Source organism: Hwanghaeella sp. (genome assembly GCF_965227365.1).
GTDB lineage: Bacteria > Pseudomonadota > Alphaproteobacteria > UBA8366 > Aestuariispiraceae > Hwanghaeella.
Map to the genome: position 1 here is coordinate 1075825 of NZ_OZ245754.1, position 20797 is coordinate 1096621.

The following is a 20797-nucleotide window of genomic DNA, read 5'->3' on the forward strand; positions in this document are numbered from 1 at the left end:
CAGGTCGGAACATGATGAAACGTTTCCCTTTGATACTCGCCACATTGGCCTTGCTGGCTGCCTGCGATGATGCGGCGGAACCGGCGCCGGAAGTCATTCGCCCCATCGCCTGGATCGCGGTCGAGCCCTTCGGCCTGGAACAGGTTCGGCGTCTTTCAGGAACGCTGCAGGCGGTCCGGACCGCGTCGCTGAGTTTCGAGGTCGGCGGTAAGGTCGCCGCGGTTGCCGCCAAGCTGGGCGACATCGTGAAAAAGGGCGACATGCTGGCGGAAATCGACAGCGCGCCTTATCGGCTGAACGTCAATGCGGCCCGCGGCGCCTTGCAGGAAGCGAGCGCGGCGCTGCGGGAGGCGGAAAACACCTATCGACGCCAGAAACAGCTCTTCGACAAGGGCTGGATTGCTCAAGCCGCGCTGGACAATGCGGTGGCGACCCTGGACTCGGCCCGCAGCAATGTGGACATCGCCCAGGCCCAGTTCGAGTTGATGCAGCGGGACATGGCCGATACCAAGCTATTGGCGCCGTATGACGGCCGGATCACCAGCCGGACTATCGAGCCGTCGCAGCAGGTCTCGGCCGGTCAGCCCGTCTTCGAGATTGAAGGGCAGGGCGGGTTGGAAGTCTCCGTTATGGTGCCCGAAACGATTATCCAACGAGTCAGCGACGGCCAGACCTTCGATGTCAATTTCGCCGGTATCGACAATCTGACCGCCAAGGCCCGCGTGACGGAGATCGGTCCGCGCGCGGAAACGAGCAACGCCTTTCCGGTGACTCTGGCGCTGGACGCGGACTATCCCTCGCTGCGCTCGGGCATGAGCGTGGAGGTCAATTTCACCTTCGAGGGCCGGGGACGGACCGGCTATTCCGGCAAGACGGTGAAGGTGCCGTTTTCCGCCATCATCCCCGGCAACGCTCAGGATGCGCTGGTCTATGTTTTCGATCCGGATACCGGTACGGTCAGCCGCCGCTCGGTGCAGACGGAAAACATCATCGACAACCAGGTGCTGATCTCTTCAGGGCTTGAAGCCGGGGAAATTATCGCGACCGCGGGCGTGAGCTTTCTGCGCGACGGACAGAAGGTTCGACTGTTCGATACCAGCGTGAAGCAGTTCAACCAATGATGTCCCGTTTCAATCTGACCGCCCTGGCCTTCGAGCATAAGAAGCTCGTTTGCCTGGTCATCGCGATCCTACTGATCTATGGGGCGTTCAGCTATTTCACACTGCCGGCCCGCGAGGATCCGGAAATCACCATCCGCGAGGCGACGGTCACGACGCGCTTTCCCGGCATGGCGCCCGATCGTGTGGAATTGCTGATCACCAAGAAACTGGAAGAAGCGATCCGGACGATTCCGCAAGTGGAGGAAATCCGCTCCACCTCCATGACGGGGGTATCGATCATCCATGTGGAAATCATGGATCGTTACTTTGCGCTTGAGGATATCTGGACGGACCTTCGGGCCAAGGTGACCGATGCGCGCGGAAACCTGCCGGAGGGCACCGGCGCCCCGCGCATCGACGATGACCGCGGCGATGTCTCCATGATCACGCTGGCCCTGACATCAGACGGCTTCGACATGGGGCTGATGTACGACGTCGCCAAACATGTTCGCGACACGCTCTATCTGGTCGAGGGGACGAAACGGATCGACCTGTTCGGTGTGCAGGAGGAACGGGTATTCCTAGAAGTATCGAATGCGCGTCTCGCCCAATTGGGGATATCGCCCTTCGAACTGATTTCCGCTCTGCAGCAGCAGAACATCATTCATCCGGGGGGCGATATTAACGTCGGTGCCAAGGAGATCATTCTGGAACCGACCGGGAACTACCGGAGCGTGGAGGATATCGGCGAGACGCTTATCACCCTGCAGAACAATGCGGATGTCATTCCGTTGAAGGACATCGTCTCCCTGCGCCGCGATTTCGCCGATCCGCCGGAACGGCCTTCCTATTTCAACGGCGAGCAGGCCATCGTCTTCGCGATTTCGATGCTCTCCGGACAGAATGTGCTGGAGTATTCGCCGCGCATGCGGGAGGCGATCCAGCGGATCGAAGAGTCCCTGCCGGTCGGCTACCAATTGCAGGTCGCGACTTATCAGGCCGATCAGGTCCGTGCCACGGTCAATGGCGTTTCGCTGAACGTGCTGGAGACGCTCGCGATCGTTCTGGTCGTGGTGATGCTCTTCCTGGGTGTCCGGACCGGTGCGATCGTCGGCGCCATCGTGCCGTGTGTCATGCTGGGAACGCTGGGGATCATGAGCCTCTCCGGCATGGAATTGCAGCGCATGAGTCTGGCGACGCTGATCATCGCGCTGGGGCTGCTGGTCGACAACGGCATCGTCATCGCCGAGGATTTCAAGCGCAGGCTGGTCGAAACCGGAATGGACCGATACGAGGCGATGATCAGTGGGGGGCGCGAACTGGCCTTGCCGCTGCTGACCTCAACTTTGACGACGATCCTGGTCTTCCTGCCGCTGATGCTGGCGGAGCATATGGCCAGCGAATATACACGGTCGATCAGTCTGGTGATCCTTATTTCACTGATGACCAGTTGGGTCCTGGCACTCTGTGCCACGCCCTTGCTTTGCTACGCCTTTATCAAGGTCGATCCGCAAGCAGGCGACGCCGGTGCCGAGAAAAAACCGCAGGGACGGCTGTATTCGGTCTATGGGGCTTTGCTGGCCCTGGCGCTGCGTTTCAAGATTCCATTCCTGCTGCTGATGGTCGTTGCGCTGGTCGGATCGGTTTCGCTGTTCGGGCAGGTGCCGAAGCAGTTCTTTCCTGATTCCGACAGGTCGCAAGTCCTTGTCTATGTCGATCTGCCCGCCGGAACACCCGTGGCGCATACGAACCAGCGGATGCAGGATATCTTTGCCTGGCTGGATGACCGGGAGAGATTTCCCCACATCGTCAGCCATGCCGGATATGTCGGATACGGCGGCCCGCGGTTCGTCCTGTCGCTGGCGCCGATCGACCCGGCCGACAACAAGGGGTTCATCGTCCTCAATATCGATGAGCCCGAGAATATGGACAGCACCATATCGGCCTTGCAGCGTGGTTTCATCGAAGATCATTTCGATCTCTCAGCACGGGTGAAGCGGATGTTCCTGGGACCTTCCGATTCATCGGAAATCGAGGTCCAGGTGATCGGGCCGGACGCGGACTACATCTATCGAACGGCGCAGCGGATCGAAGATTATCTGGCGACCCTTCCCGGGACGATCGATATCCGCAACAACTGGGAAAATCGGATCATGAAGGTCCTGGTCCAGGTCGATCAGCAACGCGCCCGCCGCGCAGGAGTGACCAGCGAGGATATCGCCGTCTCCATGCAGGGCTATTTCGACGGCACGGAAGTCACCGAACTGCGGGAAGGGGATGACATCATCCCGATTGTCTTCCGGGGGGAAAGCAAGGAGCGTTTCAACCTGGACCGGATGCGGACGCTGAACGTCTATTCCCAAAGCCGCGGGGTGACCGTGCCCTTGATCCAGGTCGCCGATTTCGTTCCCGACAATCAATATGCGCGCATCATGCGGGAAGACCTGTTCCGAACCGTTTCGGTGCAGGCGCGCAGCACGGTGATGACGGCGGAGGATCTGGTCCAGGTCATCGATGCGGAAATCGTGGAGATGCGCAAAACGCTGCCGCCAAATCATCGCATCGAATATGACGGTGTGGTCAAGGACTCCGCCGATGCGCAGACCGCGCTTTCGGCCAATGTGCCGGTGGTATTGGGGGTGATCGTCGTGCTGCTCGTCGCGCAGTTCGGGTCCTACCGGCGGCCGCTCATCATTGCCCTGACGATCCCTCTGTCGGCGATCGGGGCGGTGGCGGGGTTGCTGCTGATGCAGGCGCCGTTCGGTTTCATGGTGACGTTGGGCATCTATTCCCTGGCCGGCATCATCATCAACAACGCCATCGTGCTGATCGACCGGATCGATATCGAGCGTGCGGCGGGTAAATCGAACACTGACGCGATTATCGATGCCTGCATGATGCGGGCGCGGCCCATCGCGATGACCACCATAACAACGATCCTGGGGTTGTTGCCGCTGATCGTGACGGTCGATCCGCTGTTCTACGGCATGGCCAGCGTCATTGCCTTCGGGCTGGGGATCGGCACGCTGCTAACCCTTGGGGTCGTACCGGTGCTTTTCGCCTTAATGTTTCCGGACGGCAAGGAAGCCTGAGCAGAAAACAATGGGCCGGCGGTTCGGTCCGCGTCAGATCTTGCGCTTGGTCACATAGGGAAAGGTGAAGGCCACGGTCCAGCCGATCAGGGTCAGGCCGATCAAGGCCTCGACCCCCGCCAACAGCCGCAAGGGCCCCGTGGGATAAAGATCTCCGTATCCCAGCGAGGTGTAACTGGAAGCGGAGAAATAGAAATAGTCGCGGATATGTTCCGCGCCGTGGATATGGCCGACCTGGGCATATTCGGACACCAGCATGTAGACGACGCCGAACAATAGCATCTCCGCGAAATGCATCAGAACGATGGAACTCGTAGCCGCAACGACGTGAACGAAAGCAAAGCGGTCGCCATGCATGCGGTCCAGCAGCGGCGTCACCGCATGCAAAGCCTTCACGTGGAACGTCACGGTCAAAATCGCGAAGGCAAACGAGCAGAACCAATAAAGCAGGCTCATCCACAAATCTCCGGGCTGTCGATCCCATATCGGATCCCATATCGGATCGACCACGTTTAGGGTGAAACTACCCGCGTTTCAGGGATGTAAAAAGGCCGCGCCGGTTTTTCGGCCGCGGTATGGGGCCTCAGTAGGTCAGGGGCAGTCCATCTGCTCAGCCAGTTCGACCATGTCTTCTGCGATGAATTCCCAGTCGCTCGTGGCTTCGAAATCGACCTTCTGGTGCGGGCCGTATTCGTAGGGGCGGTTGACATAGGCGGTCAGCATGCCGCAATCGCGGGCGGCCTGAAGGTCGCCGTTATGCGCCGCCACCAGCATGCATTGATCCGGCCGAAGGCCAAGCGCTTCGCAGCTTCCGAGATAGGTTTCGGGCATCGGTTTGTAGGACCGGGTGACCTCAGCCCCCAGCACGGCGTCCCACGGCAGGCCGCTGTTGCGGGCCATATTCACCATCAGGGCGATGTTGCCGTTGGAAAGCGTGCCGAGGATATAGCGTCGGCGCAGACGATTGAGACCGGGCAGGACGTCCTCCCAGGGACGCAGGCGATGCCAGGCTCTGTTCAGGTGGTCGGCCTCTTCCTCCGAGATGCCGGCGATCTCGTATTTCCGGAACAACTGGTCCAGATTCTCACGGTGCAGCACGTCCAGTCGAACGAAACCGCGATTGCCTGCGCGGACCTGTTCCATGGCCGGTTGGTACAACCCGCGCCAATCATCCGCGAAGGCCTGCCAGTCGCGGTCGATACCGTTTCGCGCGCCAAAGGCGGTGGCTTCCCTGAAGATGCCGCCGCGCCAGTCAACCACCGTTCCGAAGACGTCGAACAGCAATGCTTTGATTTGATCGGCGGCGTTCTTCCCGGACATGTCTGCTCCCCCTGTCTTTTGCCCGCATGCTGGCACAAGCCCGGCATCGGGAACAGGGGAAAGCGCGCCGCTGCTAGACGCCCATTCGCTGGCGCAGGTAATGAGTCAATTCAACCGGTTCGAGATCGGGCAGGCTTTCGAAATCGATGCGTTGACCGACATCGACGTCGATCCAGGTGTCGAGTTTATTGCGGACCTCGTTCAACAACAGACCCAGGCGCAGGACCTGGCTGTGTCGGCTGGCGATCTGGAACGACCATGAGTTTCGGCCGTGGAAGCGGACTGGCAGGATGTCGCATCGGGAGGCCTGGATCAGCTTCCCGGTCATGGGTTTCCAGACGTCGTCCCGGACCGGCTCCTTGCGGCGTTGCGACCAGGAAACGCCGCCGGCCGGAAAAATCCCAACCGCGCCGCCCTCCCGCAGGCGTTCGATCGCGGCACGGCGGCTGGCGACATTGATCCGGTTGGCTTCCCGCGTGCCGGTGAAGTCGATCGGCAGCAGGTTACGCATCAGTGTGGGTTCCTGCAGCAGAACGCCGTTCGCGATAACCTGAAAATCCGGGTCGATGCGCGAGGCGATCCAGGACAGGACAAAACCGTCTATGACGCCGAAGGGATGGTTGGCGACCAGCAGTAAGCCGCGCCCGGGCCGTCTTACCGCCGGCGTCGCCGGCGCGTCGAAGCGGATGCCCAACTGTTTGACGGCCAGATCCCAGGCGGCCGGTCCGGTCAGGTTCGCCCCCGCCTGCAGATAGCGCTTATAACGCTCGGTCAAGGCGCCGCGGCCGGTGACTTTCTCAACGGTTCTGATGAGCGCCCGATGGAGCGGCGGCATGCTGGGATCGGCATAGGTAATGGTGACTGGCTCTCGCATCGCCAAGATTCCATAGATCCATAATACGGCTGTATGGATGAGGCCGTTCGAGAGTGTCGTAAAGCGGTTGCGACCGCTTGAAACCGAAACTTCATCGAACGGTCACGGGACGGTCGTACTTCGAGAGCCGGCCGGGCGGAGCGGAAAGCGAGACGCCTGGACGCTCCGCCCGGTGCAATTCTAGATGATCTCGGCGAAGCCCATGAGGGCCAGGATGAATTCCTTGGGCCGTTCCGCCGGGATCATGTGACCGGCATGCGGAATATCCAGACGGATGCCCTGCGGCAGTTGCGCGAACAGGTCGTCGACATCCTTCGGATTGTAGAACACGCGATCCTGATAACCGGTGGTCACCAGAACCGGCAGGTCGATACCGGTCAGATCCATTTCCCAGCTGGTTTCCGCCATATGCGTGACGAGGTTCATGAAGCCTTCCGTCTCTTCCAGCCCCTGGTAGGCGGACGGGTTGTTGAAGATGTCGTCGATCATGGCGGCGTGGGTCGCCTCCGAGGTGATGACGTGGGACGCGACGTCGCGCAGCAGGGTGGGGCCGCCCTGTTGCATCAGACGGACGCACATGCGGTTCATCCAATCGATGCGCGGCGACATCTTGCGCAGGGTGTTGATCAGTACGATGCCCGCCGGTCTTAGCCCTTCGGCATGGGCGCGGATCGCGTACAAACCGCCGATGGACAAGCCGACGAGGATCGGCGCGTCGATCTTTAGGGCCGAGATGACCCGCATCAGATCGGCAGTAATCAGCTTTTCGTCCAGGGCGATGTCGGGATCAAAGCTGCTCTTCGCCTGACCACGGAAATTGTAGACCAGCGTGCCGTGCCCGGCCTTGCGCAGCGCCGGGCCGATCTGCCCCTGCCACAGCGCGCAATCACCGGTGATGGGATTGATGAAGACGAAGGTCTTCCCGTCCGGCGCGGTCGGTGGATCATACTCGTAATAAAGGGCGTTCTTGGCGTCGATTTCCAGTAGCGACAATTCTTCCTCCCGTGGACCCAATGATTGTTCTGCCGGGCCTGGGGCCCGATGGATTCTCCGTCCGGCAATTTTGCGGACGGGCAGGGACAATGGGAAGAATTAACCGGCCGGACTTACACCGGATGCGGGAACAGGTCTCATTCCAATGGGTAGGGGGCAACCGATGGCGCGGCGAAATCGCCCTTATTAGGAGTGGGGGCGGCGGCCCGCCCCTTCAATCTGATGAAAGGGGCGGGGCGGCCGAACCTGTCCGCCGTCTTATTGGCGTTCCGCCAGCTGCGGGGCGTCCTTCGGGCCAAGGACAAGGCAGTCCTGGCGGCGTTGCTTCATGCTGTTGCAGGCCGCAAAGGCGGTTTGCTTCTGCAGGCCGGCGATCCGGGCGCGATAGAGCGGCTTGGAGCCCCGGGTTGGGACCACGGCCAGCATGGATGTTTCAACCAGTGAGCCGAGTTTCGTCTGGGCCGTTTCGGCGGCGCCGTGGGCCCGCGACTTGCTGCGGAACGCGCCAACCTGAATGGACCATTCGCCCATCGGGGCGGTGCTGGCCGTCAAGACCGGCGCCCGCGGCGGCTCGGCCGCCTGCGCAGCAATGCTGAGCGCGGTGTTCACACGCTGAAGGAAGGGGTTCTTCTGGCCGCCGCCGGCGATCTGAGTGCCGCCGATATCGGGCATGTCGGGCTTGCGCGGCGCACGGATGGCCACGGCCTCGTAACCAAGAAAGGCATCGTCCAGCAATGCCATCATCTGCTTGTCGCGCGACTTGGAGGTGCGGCCGCCGAAGACGACGCCGATCAGGCGCACGTTGTGGCGGGTCACCGAGGCGACGAGATTGAAACCGGCCGCGCCGATATAGCCCGTCTTGATCCCGTCGGTGCCGGTGTAGCGGCCCAGCAGATTGTTGTGGTTCTTGTGCTTCCGTCCCCGGTAGGTGAAGGACTTGGTATCGAACAGGCCGTAGTATTCCGGGAAGTCGTGCATGATGGCCTGAGCCAGCTTGGCCATATCGCGCGCCGTGCTCTTCTGCGTCTTGTGGTACAGGCCCGATGCGTTCCGGAACGTCGTCTTCGACATGCCCAGGGCGCGTGCCTTCGCGGTCATCTTCTCCGCGAACTTGGCTTCCGTTCCCGCGATCCCTTCCGCGACCACAACGGCGACATCGTTCGCCGATTTCGTGATGAGCGACATGATCGCGTCGCGCACCTTGATCGTCTCGCCCCGGCCAAGGCCCAGTTTGCTGGAGGGCATGCGACTGGCCCGTCGCGAAACCTTCAATTCCTGGTCCATCGTTAAGCGGCCTTCGCGCAACGCTTCGAAGGTCATGTACAGGGTCATGATCTTGGTCAGCGAGGCGGGGTGACGCAATGTGTCGATGTTGCGTGAATGAAGGATCTTGCCTGTGGAATCCTCCATGATAAGCGCGGAGTATTTCGCCTGCGCAGGACTCATAGCCGATACGAGCCCAATCATGGATAAGACCAACAGAAAGACCGAAAGAGACTTCCCCAATTTTGACTTGGCGTTGCAGCGCATAGTCTAACCTTTTTACTTCCCTAGTCTGCGGTCCGTCTTACGAATTCTATCACTAAATCGTTTATAACCGAATCACTCGAATCAGTCCACACGAAGGACGAATATCAGGCTACAGGCATTTACGGCTAAAGGATTCTTGCAGTCTTTAGCGCGCATTTTCGTAGATAACGAAACTGTTCATCGGCGCGACGAACCGACCTATTCCTGGGGACGGCGCGGTTGCGCTATGTTGAGTTCGGTATTGGATGAAGGGTGTTTTTTTTATGATTGCGTTTCGGTTCCGAAGTTTTGCCGTGCTGACGGCGCTTGCTGGCACGGTTTTTCTCACCGGATGCACGGCCTCTTCAACCGGGGAAATCGACAACCCGGTTCTGCGCCGAGCGACCTGGATAGATTTCATCAGCGCCGGGGATATCCGCCGGGCCTGCGACGCCGGCAAGCCGGACCGGATCAGATTCGTGCTGAACGCCAATCGGGCGGAACAGGTGCGGGTCTACGACCTGGACGCGGCGGACGGCAGTTTGCGGAGCCGGGTGCTGACGCCGAAACCGCGGATCGACGAAATCCGGCTGGATGACAGCATTACGCGGCTTTTCAATCCGACGGATATGACGGTCCGCTTGTCCGGGGGGGAGGCCGAACGGATTTCCGACGCGTTCCAGCATGACCTTGCCGCCGCGAAGTCGGACCCGCCGTCGGATTTGATGACCGAGTGGCATTTCTGGCTGGTCGGGGCTTGTCTCGACGGGACCTTCACGTACCGGGCCTGGGTGAACCCGGACCCGGACTTCCTCGCGCTGACTTTTCCGGAAGGCTTGTTCGGCAACGATATCACGGGCATCCCCGTCAATCGCCCGCCGCCGGGCAAGCGCCTGACCGTGCGGGACTACAACCCCGAGCGGCAACAAGGCTACGACCACTATTTTTTGCATTTGCGTGAAGATCGCGTGATTCTTGGTCAAAATTATGGCCAGGATAAGACCCAATAGGCCTTCAACTACTTAAAAAATAAAGAGTTTTATAGTTTTGTGCACTGCACAATAACCGCTTGACTTATATCCGCGGGATATTATATATCCGTCATGAATGTTGCGTTGCAGCATTCGGATGTATCTAGATTACCCAGATACGCCGCCGGCGGGTCCGGCATCATTTAGCGATGAGACCACGCCGAAGCACGGCGTCAAAAAAAACCAGGAGATTGTTGTTATGACCAGCAAGAAGGCCGGCGCCGCCAAGGTCGACGCCAAGCATATCGACGAAGCCGTTGCGGCTGGAAAGCAGACTGTCGAACAGGCTGTTGCCGCGACGAAGGAACAAGTTGAGCAGGCTGTCGCCGCGACGAAGGAACAGGTCGAAAAGGCCTCCAACGCCGCGCTGAAGAGCTATGACGAGTTCGCCACCTACGGCAAGGACTCCTTCGACGTGATGTCGAAGTTCAACGACGCCGTCGTCAAGGGTTCGGAAGAATTCGGCAAAGCCTATTACGCGTTCGTCAAGTCGTCGGCCGATGCCGGCGCCGAGACCGCGAAGGCTCTGTTGGCCGCGAAGTCCCTCAACGAGTTCGTCGAAATCCAGTCCGGCTTTGCCCGTACCACGTTCGACAACATGGTCAGCGAAAGCGGCAAGCTGAACGAAATCGGCGTCAAGGTTGCGACCGAAGCGTTCGAACCGGTTCAGGCGCACATGAACGCCACGGTTGAACGGATGGTTAAGCCGCTGGCCGCCTAAGGGCGCGCGGTTAACACCGTATCCGATCGGTTCGGTCCGGCCCAATAGCCGGATCGCCAGAGAACGGCCCGGATTTTCCGGGCCGTTTCTTTTTGACCGGCTCCGGAGAAACGGGGTTCCGCCGGCGGCGAGGAAGCCGTATTCCACTATCATCGTTATCTGGATATGCTTACCTCGACGCGGGAGGCCATCGAGGGGCTGTAGGAAACAGGAAGAGAAGCTTCCAGGTGGTTGAAAAGCGCGAGTTCTTTGCGGGGGATCTGGCCGGCGAACACGGCCCGTTGCGATTTGTGCGCTGCGCGCATCAGCACATTGCTTTGTTGCTGGGCGCATGGCTCGACGCGCGGCGGGGTGCCCTGGTGCCGTTGAAATCGGACCTTACGCCGGACAGCATCTTGAGCATCCTGCCCTATGTCTGGGTCTACCGGTACGAGGAGGCGGTGGGCGATTTCGTTTGCCGGATTTCCGGGGAACGGATCAACGATGCCTGGGGCCAATCCCTGCGCGGCGTTCAGTTCCGTGACATCGTTGGCCAATCGGCGCATCCCGCCGCGTTGCGGCGATGGAAGACGATTATCGAAACGCCCAGCATCCAATACGGAAAAGTCGCGGCCGCCAAGCCGCACCAGGACAAGGTCATCGCGGAGCGCCTGGTGCTTCCGCTTGCCGATCCGGACGGCGCGGTTTGTTACACGATGGGCCTCAGTGTCTATCCTTATCGCCAGGACGACAGGGAGCGAACACCGCCGGTTTGGGACGACGTCACCGTCATTCCCTGTGCTGAATTGATGTAAGCGTGACCGCAAACACCCGTTCGTTCGTTTCGTCCGATGAAATCGCATTTTCCGGGTGCGGCCGCCTTTATGCGGCCGATAATGCGGACATGGCCCGAAAACGGCGCTCACGCTTATGTCAAATGCCTTTTCAAATGCGCAACCACGATGCTATATCGCGTCCCATCCCAACCAATTGATGCATGTTATGGTGGGTCTTGGGGACGCAGGGGCGCCCGATGGGAGCGGACCTCTCTCCAGGAACCCGGTCTGTTGCCCGAAGGAAAGCCGCACTGTTGAGCAGAACCGAATTCGATCCGAGCCTGACGTGCAAAGCGCTGGCGACCAGAACGAACCAGCGAGTATCGAGGAGAGTAATAATGGCGAAACTTTTGATGCCGAAGGCGACGGCGGTCTGGTTGATCGATAACACGACCCTCACCTTTGATCAGATTTCCGATTTCACGGGACTTCACTCCCTGGAAGTCCAGGCGATCGCCGATGGCGAAGTCGCGACGGGCATGCAGGGCATGGATCCGATCGCCAATGGCCAGTTGACGCAGGAAGAAATCGACCGGTGCGAGACGGACGTCACCGCGCGTCTGCAAATGCTGGTGTCAGACCTGCCGGAGCCGGTGATCCGCCAGAAAGGCCCGCGCTACACGCCGGTGTCCAAACGGGCGGACAAGCCGGACGCCATTGCCTGGCTGCTGCGCCACCATCCGGAATTGAGCGACGCCCAGGTCGGCCGTCTGATCGGTACGACCAAGCCGACAATTCAGGCGATCCGGGATCGGTCGCACTGGAATTCCTCCAACCTGCGTCCGCGCTCGCCGGTCGAACTCGGCCTGTGCCGGCAGGAGGAAATGTCGATCGAAATCCAGAAGGCAATCAAGGCGGGCCGCAAGCCGTTGGAACAGCCGATCCAGGAAACCTTCGAGGAAGAACCCGAAGCCGCACCCGGTTGGGAAGGCCTGGAATAACCCCGTTCAGGGCTGAAGACGGGGTCAAATCCCCATCAGTCTTCCAATCGGGTTTCCAAAGGGGCGGCATCTGCCGCCCTTATTCTTTCGCATGGAAGCCGCGGTCGAAGAAGGGCTGCAAGCATGGTCGTCGGTCGCAATTCTCCCACTTTCGGAAATGATCCTGCGATAGCGCATCACACCCCTTTCAATCGATGCTGTTAATCCAATATTATTAACAATCGAATGGCTGCCCCGGTCGAGGTGCGGCCGTACGCATGGACCAAGGATAACGATGACGGACGGAATGATCGGCGTGTTTTCGGCAAGTGGCGGTTCTTTCGCGCCGCCGCGCGCAAGCGACGAGGATGGTGACGGCGACGATTCCGACGGCCAATCCGGCACGGGCCTGCTGACCCGGGCGAAGCCGAAGACCAAGAAACCGTCGATGTACAAGGTCCTGATGCTGAACGACGACTATACGCCGATGGAGTTCGTCGTATTCGTTCTCGAGCAGTATTTCAGCAAGAGTCGGGAAGAAGCGACGCAGATCATGCTTCATGTCCACCGGCGCGGCGTCGGAATCTGCGGCGTTTACACCTACGACATAGCCGAAACGAAGGTGAACCAGGTGATGGATCTGGCCCGCAAGGAGCAGCATCCCCTGCAGTGCACCCTGGAAAAAGAGTGATTGGGCCCATCGGTGTGATTGGGGAAAAAACGTGACTGGAACGGATCTTGCGGATCCAACTGACAGTATCGTCCAAGAAGCTCGGGCCCGCCGAATGGTGAGGCTGCATCAGGCGGAACCCGGTGTGCCGAGAAGCGGCAAATCCGCCCAACAAATCGGGGGTCACACATTTATCGCAAAATCGGGGCTGGCAAACCGGCGTGCCTCACCCCACAATCATTATAGAAGGCTTCGGCGGATTCCCGTTCGCCCGGTTTTCTTAGGTACAGTTGCCGCAGCGAGAGCTGCCAAAGTACTGCGGCAAGAAAGGATTTGATTAGAGATGCTGTCGAAAAACCTTGAGGAAACCTTGCATCGGGCCCTGGCGCATGCACGAACGCGTCGGCACGAATACGCGACCTTGGAGCATCTCCTTCTGGCATTGGCCGAAGACCAGGATGCGATTGCGGTCCTGCGGGCCTGCGGTGTCGAACTGGAAAAACTGCGTGGCGATGTCGTCGATTACCTGGACAACGATCTCTCCTCCCTGATCGCTGCGTCCGAGGACGATCCGAAGCCGACAGCCGGGTTCCAGCGTGTCCTCCAGCGTGCCGCCATTCATGTCCAATCCTCCGGCCGTGAGGAAGTCACGGGCGCCAATGTGCTTGTCGCCATTTTCTCGGAGCGTGAAAGCCACGCGGTGTATTTCCTGCAGTTGCAGGACATGACCCGGTTCGACGCGGTAAACTATATCAGCCACGGCATCGCGAAGGTGCCCGGTCAGACCGGAACGGCCCGGCCGGTGAGCGGCGCCGACGAGGACGCCAAGGCGGAAGAAGTGAACAAGGAAGGTTCGGAAGCCCTGGATGCTTATTGCGTCGACCTGAACAAGAAGGCGCAGGAAGGCAAGATTGATCCGTTGATCGGCCGCGCGGCGGAAGTCGAACGGACGATCCAGATCCTGTGCCGCCGGACCAAGAACAACCCGCTGCTGGTGGGTGACCCGGGCGTCGGCAAGACCGCCATCGCTGAAGGCCTGGCCAAGCGGATCGTGGAAGGCGATGTGCCCGACGTCCTGAAGGACTGCACGATCTTCCAGCTCGATATGGGAACGCTGCTGGCGGGTACCCGGTATCGCGGTGATTTCGAGGAACGCTTGAAAGCCGTGATGAAGGAGATGGAAGAGACCGAAGGCGCCATCCTGTTTATCGACGAGATCCACACCGTGATCGGTGCGGGGGCGACCACGGGCGGCGCGATGGATGCGTCCAACCTTCTGAAACCGGCACTGGCCAGCGGGTCGCTGCGCTGCATCGGTTCGACGACCTACAAGGAGTTCCGTGGTTACTTCGAAAAGGATCGGGCACTCGCCCGTCGGTTCCAGAAGATCGACGTCACGGAGCCCTCAATCCAGGATACGATCAAGATTCTGAAGGGGCTGAAGCCTTACTACGAGGAACATCACAAGGTTCGGTATACCAACGACGCCATCAAGACGGCCGTCGATCTGTCGGCTCGTTACATCAACGACCGGAAACTTCCGGACAAGGCGATCGACGTCATCGACGAGGTCGGCGCGGCCCAGATGCTGGTACCGGAATCCCGCCGCAAGAAGACGATCGGTGTGAAGGACGTGGAATCGGTCGTTGCGAAAATCGCGCGGATCCCCCCGAAACAGGTGACCCGCGACGACCGCGAAGCGCTGAAGACTCTGGAATCCGATCTGAAGATGGTTGTCTACGGACAGGACCCGGCGATCACGGCACTGGCCTCGGCGATCAAACTGTCGCGGGCCGGTCTGCGCGATCCGGAAAAGCCGATCGGCAGCTACCTCTTCTCCGGTCCGACCGGGGTGGGCAAGACCGAAGTCGCCAGGCAGCTGGCCAAGACGCTCGGCGTGGAACTGAAGCGGTTCGACATGTCGGAATACATGGAACGGCACACCGTGTCCCGCCTCATTGGCGCGCCTCCTGGTTATGTCGGTTTCGACCAGGGAGGTCTGTTGACGGACGCCATCGACCAAACGCCGCATTGCGTGCTGTTGCTGGACGAAATCGAAAAGGCGCACCCCGACCTCTTCAACATCCTGTTGCAGGTCATGGATTACGGGAAGCTGACGGACAATAACGGCAAGACCGTCGATTTCCGGAACGTTGTCCTGATCATGACCACCAATGCCGGGGCATCGGAAATGGCCAAGCCCGCCATCGGGTTCGGCCGGGAAGACCGCGCCGGGGCGGACAAGGAAGCGGTCGAACGCATGTTCACGCCGGAATTCCGGAACCGTCTGGATGCGGTCATTCCGTTCGATTATCTCTCGGAAGACGTAATCGGTCGTGTTGTCGACAAGTTCGTCATCGAGTTGGAAGCCCAGCTGGGCGACCGCGATGTTGCCATCGAACTGACCGACGCCGCGCGTTCATGGCTCGGCAAGAAGGGGTATGACCGGCTTTACGGCGCCCGACCGCTTGCCCGGGTCATCCAGGACAACATCAAGCAGCCGCTGGCTGAGGAACTGTTGTTCGGCAACCTGGCGAATGGCGGCCTGGTCATCGTCGATAAGGACCAGAAAGAGGACAAACTCTACTTCCGGTTCGAAGACGAGAAGTCCAAGGGCGGTCCGAAGAAGTCCGGTGCGAAGCCGCGCAAACGCGGTGGCGGGGCATCCTCCAAAGAACCCGAATACGTCGAATAGGCGAGGGTTGAAACTTCTGTTGCAGCGCGTCGCGGAGGCGGCCGTCGATGTCGACGGCGCCTGCGTGGGGCGTATCGGGCAGGGGGTGCTGGTCTTTGTTTGTGCCGAGCCGGGCGATACCGAGGAGGACGCCGCCTATCTTGCCCGCAAGGTCGTATTGATGCGGATCTTCAGCGACGATGACGGCAAGATGAACCGGTCCGTCGCAGATATTGGCGGGGCGGTTCTCGCGGTCAGCCAGTTTACCCTCGCGGCACGATGGAAGAAGGGAAACCGTCCCGGCTTTTCCGACGCGGCCGAACCTGAACTCGGCAAGCGTCTGTACGAGCATTTTTGTGAGGCACTGCGCAGCGAAGGGGTGCCGGTGGAAACCGGCCGCTTCGCCGCGGAGATGAAGGTATCACTCGTAAATGACGGTCCCATCACGATCTGGATGGATAGCCGCGATCCCCGATGAAGGTTTGGGTTGGAAGGGGGCTTACGCCCGTCACGCCAGACTGGCGATGCTCAAAACCGCAAGCCCGCCCAATGTCCCGAATACGGCAACCGTCGCAATCCCATAGGCCCGGATGAAGCGCGTGACCTGATCGTCGTTCATTCGAAACAGGGACTTTTGCGGTCCGAAGTCACCGTCGCGCAGTTCCCTGTGGACTGCCTGTTGCCGTTCGTATTCACCCATGTTCGTCACTCGCATGCCGAAGATTGTGCTCAACACTGTTATGAGGGTTTCTAATGACCCAATACGGCGGAAATGCGGCAATAAATGTTCAATTTCAAGGCGAAGTGATTCGGAAATAATTAAAAATCGCGCGGCATTTTATCTATCCTCTGAAGCAACTATTGTTCACGCTGAATAGAAATTTACGATTGTTGGGCTGTGCTGGCGCGGCATTGGCGTTTATGGCCGCAAAAACAAAAGGTTGGACGGGGTGGCGAAGAACGCGAAGGACAAGGATGACGGTTACATACCGTTGATGGACCGGTTCAAGGCCTGGTGGGAAGGTATTGAACCGGAAGCCGTCGTTCGGGCGAAGAGCCCCGATCAAGCGACACAGCCTCCGGCGCCGAGCCCCGCGGCGATCGAAGTCGATATCCAGGAGAGTGAGGGGCCGCTGAAGAGCTGGCCGGAATCCCGGCTCAGCTTCTGTCGTCGTCTATGGGGCGAGGAGTTCGAGGTTGTAAGGCCCGGCGGTACGGAATTCGCCGTTCGTCTGGTTCGCCCGATGGCCCTGACCAGCGAGAACTCGCTGCTGGATCTCAGCGCCGGCCTCGGCGGCGGGGCACGGCAGATCCACAAGGAGCTCGGGATTTGGGTTACCGGCCTTGAGCGCAACCCGGAATTGGCGCAGCACGGCGCCGCGATCAGCAAGGCGAAGGGCCTGGACCGCAAGGTGCCCATTACCGCCTACGAGCCGAATAAAGTCAGTTTGAAGCCGGCTTCATTCGATGGCGCCCTGATCCGTGAGACCCTGTATGCCATACCGGAAAGAGAGGCGTTCCTGACAAAGGTCGCCGAGGCGATCCGGCCGTTCGGTCATATCGTGCTCACCGACTTGATGCTGGCGAAAGAGGTGTATCGCACCGATCGCGCGATCGGTGCCTGGCTGAAACGGGATGCCGCCGATGCGGCGCCCGACATTGTCGGGTCCTATGCGCCGCTGCTCGAGTCGCTCGGTTTCGACGTTCGGGTCGAAGAGGACGAATCGGATGTCTATCACTCCTATGTGCTGCAAGGATGGGCGGCTTTCGTCGACGGGATGTCACGGGATGACCTGGACCGCGATTTCGTCAGCCGGATGATGATCGAGGCCGAATACTGGGTCTATCTCATGCGCGCCCTGCAAGCGGGAAAGGTCCGTCTCATACGGGTCCACGGCATCAAGAAGCCTTGAGCCCGCCCCGGCATCGGGCCGGGCTGAGAATGGGGAAGGAAAAGGCTGTTTCCCGGGCTTTCCATGGCTTGACAGCCCCAGTCTGCCTGCCTATGTTCCGCGCTCTTTCGGGAACATGTTGCGCCGCAAAGCCCGCCGAACCCTGCGGGCGAAACATTGGCGCTTACGGAGATGTGTTATGCGTGTCGCTAGCTCGCTGAAGACGTTGAAGAGCCGCCACAAGGATTGCCGCGTTATCCGCCGCAAGGGGCGTGTTTACGTCATCAACAAGACGAACCCGCGGTTCAAGGCCCGCCAGGGCTGATTTCGGTATCCGCCTGCGCCCGGGGCGACCGGGGCGCGGTGGGTAGACCGTGACGGTGGAGAAGCCGCATCTTTCGATGCGGCTTTTCGTATGCGCGGATGCCGAGATGGCACCGTGGATAGGTCGTTGGTGTGGTCTCGTAAAACCGGTCGGCTGGGCGGGATCCGGTCTAGGGCCGGAAGACTTCCATCTTGATCGGGCCTTCGGCACTGCCCTTGATAAACTGATCGACATAGTCGTTGCCGCTGTCGTCGATCGACGCAGTTGCGCCCTGCCATATATTCTTGCCCTTGTAGAGCATCGCCATCCGGTCCGAGATGCGCCGCGCACTCGGCATGTCATGGGTGATTGTCAGCGCTGTCGCGCCGACCTTCCGGACGCATTCGACGATCAGGTTGTCGATCATGTGGCCCATGATCGGATCCAGGCCGGTGGTCGGTTCGTCGAAGAAGATGATATCGGGGTCGCCGGCGATGGCCCGGGCCAGACCGACGCGCTTGCGCATGCCGCCGGATAATTCGGCCGGGCTCAATTCGCCGACATCGGCCCCCAGGCCGACCTGGGCCAGTTTGTCGATCGCGATGTCCTTGGCGGCATTGCGGGACATGCGCTTGCCCTGGATCAGGCCGAAGGCAACGTTTTCCCAGACCGGCAGGGAATCGAACAGCGCGGCGTTCTGGAACAGCATCCCGATGCGGGAATTCACTTCCTCCCGGTCCGAATGGGAAAGACTGGAGACATCGACGCCGTCGATTTCGATCTTGCCTTCATCCGGCTCCAAAAGACCCAATATGCATTTCAGAGAGACGGATTTGCCGGAGCCGGACCCACCGATGATCACCACGGATTCCCGGGGCAGAACCTCAAGATCGAAACTGTCCAGAACGACCTTGGGGCCGAAGGCCTTGCGGACCCCGGTCATCTTGATCTTCGGAGTGACGGTTCCGTTCATTGCGCGAAAAACAGCTCGGTGATGATGTAGTTGAAAACCAGGATCAGGATGGAGGCGCTGACCACGGAATTCGTCGTGGCGGCGCCGACACCCTGTGCGCCGCCGCGGCTCTTGTAACCATGGTAGCAGCCCATCAGCGCGACCAGAAACCCGAAGACGGCAGCCTTTACCAGCCCGGAAACGACATCCTGTACCTCCAGGAACTCCCAGGTGTTTTGAAGATAGGCCGAGGCGTTGAAACCCAATTTGTAGATTGAGACGATATAGCCGCCGAAGACTCCGATGACGTCACCGACCAGGACCAGCAAGGGCATCATGGTCACGCCGGCGATCAGGCGCGGTGCGACCAGGTATTTGTAGGGATTGGTGCTGAGGGTCTCCAACGCGTCGATCTGCTCGGTCACACGCATTGTACCCAGTTCCGCCGCCATGGCTGCGCCGATCCGTCCGGCGATCATCAGGCCGGCCAGGACGGGCCCCAATTCACGCGTGATCGACAGAACGACAACGTTCGGAATGGCGCTTTCGGCGGAGAACCGCGCGAAGCCGGTATAGCTTTGCAGCGCCAGCACCATGCCGGCGAATAGCGTCGTCAAACCGACGACGGGCAGGGAGTAATAGCCGATGTCGATCATCTGCTGCCCGACAAGCCGAAAATAGATCGGCGGGCGGACGCAGTGCGAAATGCCTGTGATCGCGAAGACGGTCAGTTTGCCGGTGGCTTCCAGAAAGCCGAGGATCGCGGCGCCGACACGGCGCAGCAGCTCAAGGGGGCCCGAACCACCGACCGCGCTCATTGCGGGACCCCGACATAGCGGCGGGCATACCTGGGGCCCAGGCTGGTCAGGATTTCATATCCGATCGTGCCTGCCTGGTCCGCCAGATCGTCGATCGTATGTGACGGTCCGATCAGTTCCACGGCGTCGCCGACCTTGGCGTCGGGCACGGCGGTGATGTCGAACGTGATGAGATCCATGGATACGCGGCCAACCAAAGGTACGGTCACGCCGTGCAGAACGGCCGTGGCCTTGTTGCTGAGCGATCGAAGATAACCGTCCGCGTAACCCACGCCTATCGTGGCGATCCGGCCCGGTTTTTCAACCTGATGGCCGGCACCATATCCAACGGTCTGAGGGGCGTCAACGTCCTGGATTTGAAGGATTTTTCCTTCCAGCGTGATGACCTGGCGCATCGGGTTCGGTGCCAGGGTGTTCGGTCTGCCGCCATAGAGAGCAACGCCCGGGCGGATATAGTCGAAATGCCAGGCCGGCCCCAGGAAGGTCGCGCTGCTGGCGGCAAGCATGGCATGGCTGTGCGGAATGCGCGGAACCATCGCCGCGAAACGATCACGTTGTCGTGCGTTCAAGGGATGGTCCGGTTCGTCCGCGCAGGCCATATGGCTCATCAGGTATCGGCATTCGAAGCCTGCGATGCGGCCCGGATCGGCGGCGAGGGTTTCAGCCTCGGCTGCCGGCAGGCCGACGCGTGTCATGCCGCTGTCCAGTTGCACCGCGGCGGCGCGCGGGCCGTGCGCGGCGCAGAAAGCGGCCCAACGGTCGACCTGCGACAGGTCGTTCAGAACCGGGAACAGGTTGTGTTCCGGATAGGCTTGTTCTTCCCCGGTCATGAGCCCGTTCAGCACGCCGATCTCGATATCCGGATCCGGCAGCGCTTCGCGCACCTTGATGGCCTCGCTGAGATGGGCGGTGAAGAACAGTCGGCAGCCCGCCGATGCCAGGGTGGTCACCACCGGCGCGGTGCCCAATCCATACCCGTTCGCTTTTACGACGGCGGCCGATTTGGCGGGCGCGGCCTTATCGGCCAGGAACCGCCAGTTCCAGGCAAGGGCGTCCAGGTCGATGGTCAACAGGGCCGGGGCATAGGCCGGGCCGGAAGGAAATGATGTCAT

At 60.3% G+C, this 20797-nt stretch carries 20 protein-coding genes; 11 read left to right on the forward strand and 9 right to left on the reverse strand.

Annotation, left to right across the window (positions count from 1 at the left end):
• Positions 1-11: 11 nt before the first annotated feature.
• Complete coding sequence (locus ACQK2G_RS04835; protein WP_425403893.1) at positions 12-1121, forward strand: efflux RND transporter periplasmic adaptor subunit; 1110 nt, start codon at positions 12-14, stop codon at positions 1119-1121.
• The gene (locus ACQK2G_RS04840) at positions 1118-4192 is read left to right on the forward strand and encodes an efflux RND transporter permease subunit (protein ID WP_425403894.1); all 3075 of its coding nucleotides are present in this window, start codon (positions 1118-1120) and stop codon (positions 4190-4192) included. Before ACQK2G_RS04835 ends, ACQK2G_RS04840 begins: the two co-directional genes overlap by 4 nt.
• Before the next feature lie 33 nt (positions 4193-4225).
• Here ACQK2G_RS04840 and ACQK2G_RS04845 read toward each other — a convergent pair whose 3' ends face one another.
• The 5 genes from ACQK2G_RS04845 to ACQK2G_RS04865 form a co-directional block, all read right to left on the reverse strand.
• The gene (locus ACQK2G_RS04845) at positions 4226-4648 is read right to left on the reverse strand and encodes an ion channel (RefSeq protein WP_425403895.1); all 423 of its coding nucleotides are present in this window, start codon (positions 4646-4648) and stop codon (positions 4226-4228) included.
• Positions 4649-4783: 135 nt separating this feature from the next.
• Entirely contained in the window at positions 4784-5512 is a 729-nt protein-coding gene (locus ACQK2G_RS04850; protein ID WP_425403896.1) for a haloacid dehalogenase type II, read from the reverse strand.
• Positions 5513-5585: 73 nt separating this feature from the next.
• Positions 5586-6386, reverse strand: coding sequence for a 1-acyl-sn-glycerol-3-phosphate acyltransferase (locus ACQK2G_RS04855; RefSeq protein ID WP_425403897.1), 801 nt, complete (start codon positions 6384-6386; stop codon positions 5586-5588).
• Positions 6387-6566: 180 nt separating this feature from the next.
• Positions 6567-7379 carry an alpha/beta fold hydrolase gene (locus ACQK2G_RS04860; protein WP_425403898.1) on the reverse strand — a complete coding sequence of 271 codons (813 nt, stop codon included), beginning with the start codon at positions 7377-7379 and terminating at the stop codon, positions 6567-6569.
• 258 nt (positions 7380-7637) lie between these two features.
• Positions 7638-8825: a serine hydrolase gene (locus ACQK2G_RS04865; RefSeq protein ID WP_425403899.1), complete on the reverse strand. Its 1188-nt coding sequence runs from the start codon at positions 8823-8825 to the stop codon at positions 7638-7640.
• A gap of 347 nt (positions 8826-9172) precedes the next feature.
• Between ACQK2G_RS04865 and ACQK2G_RS04870 the strand changes: the two genes are divergently transcribed.
• The 7 genes from ACQK2G_RS04870 to dtd all read left to right on the forward strand — a co-directional run bounded on the left by ACQK2G_RS04870 (position 9173) and on the right by dtd (position 16197).
• Positions 9173-9898, forward strand: coding sequence for a hypothetical protein (locus tag ACQK2G_RS04870; RefSeq protein ID WP_425403900.1), 726 nt, complete (start codon positions 9173-9175; stop codon positions 9896-9898).
• Between the two features lie 220 nt (positions 9899-10118).
• The gene (locus tag ACQK2G_RS04875) at positions 10119-10640 is read left to right on the forward strand and encodes a phasin family protein (RefSeq protein WP_425403901.1); all 522 of its coding nucleotides are present in this window, start codon (positions 10119-10121) and stop codon (positions 10638-10640) included.
• 227 nt (positions 10641-10867) lie between these two features.
• Positions 10868-11434, forward strand: a complete 567-nt coding sequence (locus tag ACQK2G_RS04880) for a PAS domain-containing protein (RefSeq protein ID WP_425403902.1) — start codon at positions 10868-10870, stop codon at positions 11432-11434.
• 359 nt (positions 11435-11793) lie between these two features.
• Positions 11794-12396: a DUF1013 domain-containing protein gene (locus tag ACQK2G_RS04885; protein ID WP_425403903.1), complete on the forward strand. Its 603-nt coding sequence runs from the start codon at positions 11794-11796 to the stop codon at positions 12394-12396.
• Between the two features lie 274 nt (positions 12397-12670).
• Positions 12671-13066: an ATP-dependent Clp protease adapter ClpS gene (gene clpS / locus ACQK2G_RS04890; RefSeq protein WP_425403904.1), complete on the forward strand. Its 396-nt coding sequence runs from the start codon at positions 12671-12673 to the stop codon at positions 13064-13066.
• 322 nt (positions 13067-13388) lie between these two features.
• Positions 13389-15740, forward strand: a complete 2352-nt coding sequence (gene clpA / locus ACQK2G_RS04895; protein ID WP_425403905.1) for an ATP-dependent Clp protease ATP-binding subunit ClpA — start codon at positions 13389-13391, stop codon at positions 15738-15740.
• Between the two features lie 7 nt (positions 15741-15747).
• Positions 15748-16197: a D-aminoacyl-tRNA deacylase gene (dtd, locus tag ACQK2G_RS04900; protein ID WP_425403906.1), complete on the forward strand. Its 450-nt coding sequence runs from the start codon at positions 15748-15750 to the stop codon at positions 16195-16197.
• 30 nt (positions 16198-16227) lie between these two features.
• On the opposite strand, the gene ACQK2G_RS04905 is transcribed toward dtd, so the two are convergent.
• A complete protein-coding gene (locus ACQK2G_RS04905) occupies positions 16228-16419 on the reverse strand; it encodes a hypothetical protein (RefSeq protein WP_425403907.1) in 192 nt (63 codons plus the stop codon).
• Between the two features lie 250 nt (positions 16420-16669).
• Here ACQK2G_RS04905 and ACQK2G_RS04910 point away from each other — a divergent pair, with 250 nt between their 5' ends.
• Both ACQK2G_RS04910 and ykgO read left to right on the forward strand, forming a co-directional pair.
• The gene (locus ACQK2G_RS04910; RefSeq protein WP_425403908.1) at positions 16670-17632 is read left to right on the forward strand and encodes a class I SAM-dependent methyltransferase; all 963 of its coding nucleotides are present in this window, start codon (positions 16670-16672) and stop codon (positions 17630-17632) included.
• Positions 17633-17810: 178 nt separating this feature from the next.
• Positions 17811-17936: a type B 50S ribosomal protein L36 gene (gene ykgO, locus ACQK2G_RS04915; protein WP_425403909.1), complete on the forward strand. Its 126-nt coding sequence runs from the start codon at positions 17811-17813 to the stop codon at positions 17934-17936.
• 169 nt (positions 17937-18105) lie between these two features.
• On the opposite strand, the gene ACQK2G_RS04920 is transcribed toward ykgO, so the two are convergent.
• Genes ACQK2G_RS04920 through alr form a run of 3 tightly spaced genes read right to left on the reverse strand, consistent with a single transcriptional unit; the run spans position 18106 to position 20797 of the window.
• Positions 18106-18858, reverse strand: coding sequence for an ABC transporter ATP-binding protein (locus ACQK2G_RS04920; RefSeq protein WP_425403910.1), 753 nt, complete (start codon positions 18856-18858; stop codon positions 18106-18108).
• A gap of 26 nt (positions 18859-18884) precedes the next feature.
• Positions 18885-19685 carry an MlaE family ABC transporter permease gene (locus ACQK2G_RS04925; RefSeq protein ID WP_425403911.1) on the reverse strand — a complete coding sequence of 267 codons (801 nt, stop codon included), beginning with the start codon at positions 19683-19685 and terminating at the stop codon, positions 18885-18887.
• Entirely contained in the window at positions 19682-20797 is a 1116-nt protein-coding gene (gene alr / locus ACQK2G_RS04930) for an alanine racemase (protein WP_425403912.1), read from the reverse strand. Before alr ends, ACQK2G_RS04925 begins: the two co-directional genes overlap by 4 nt.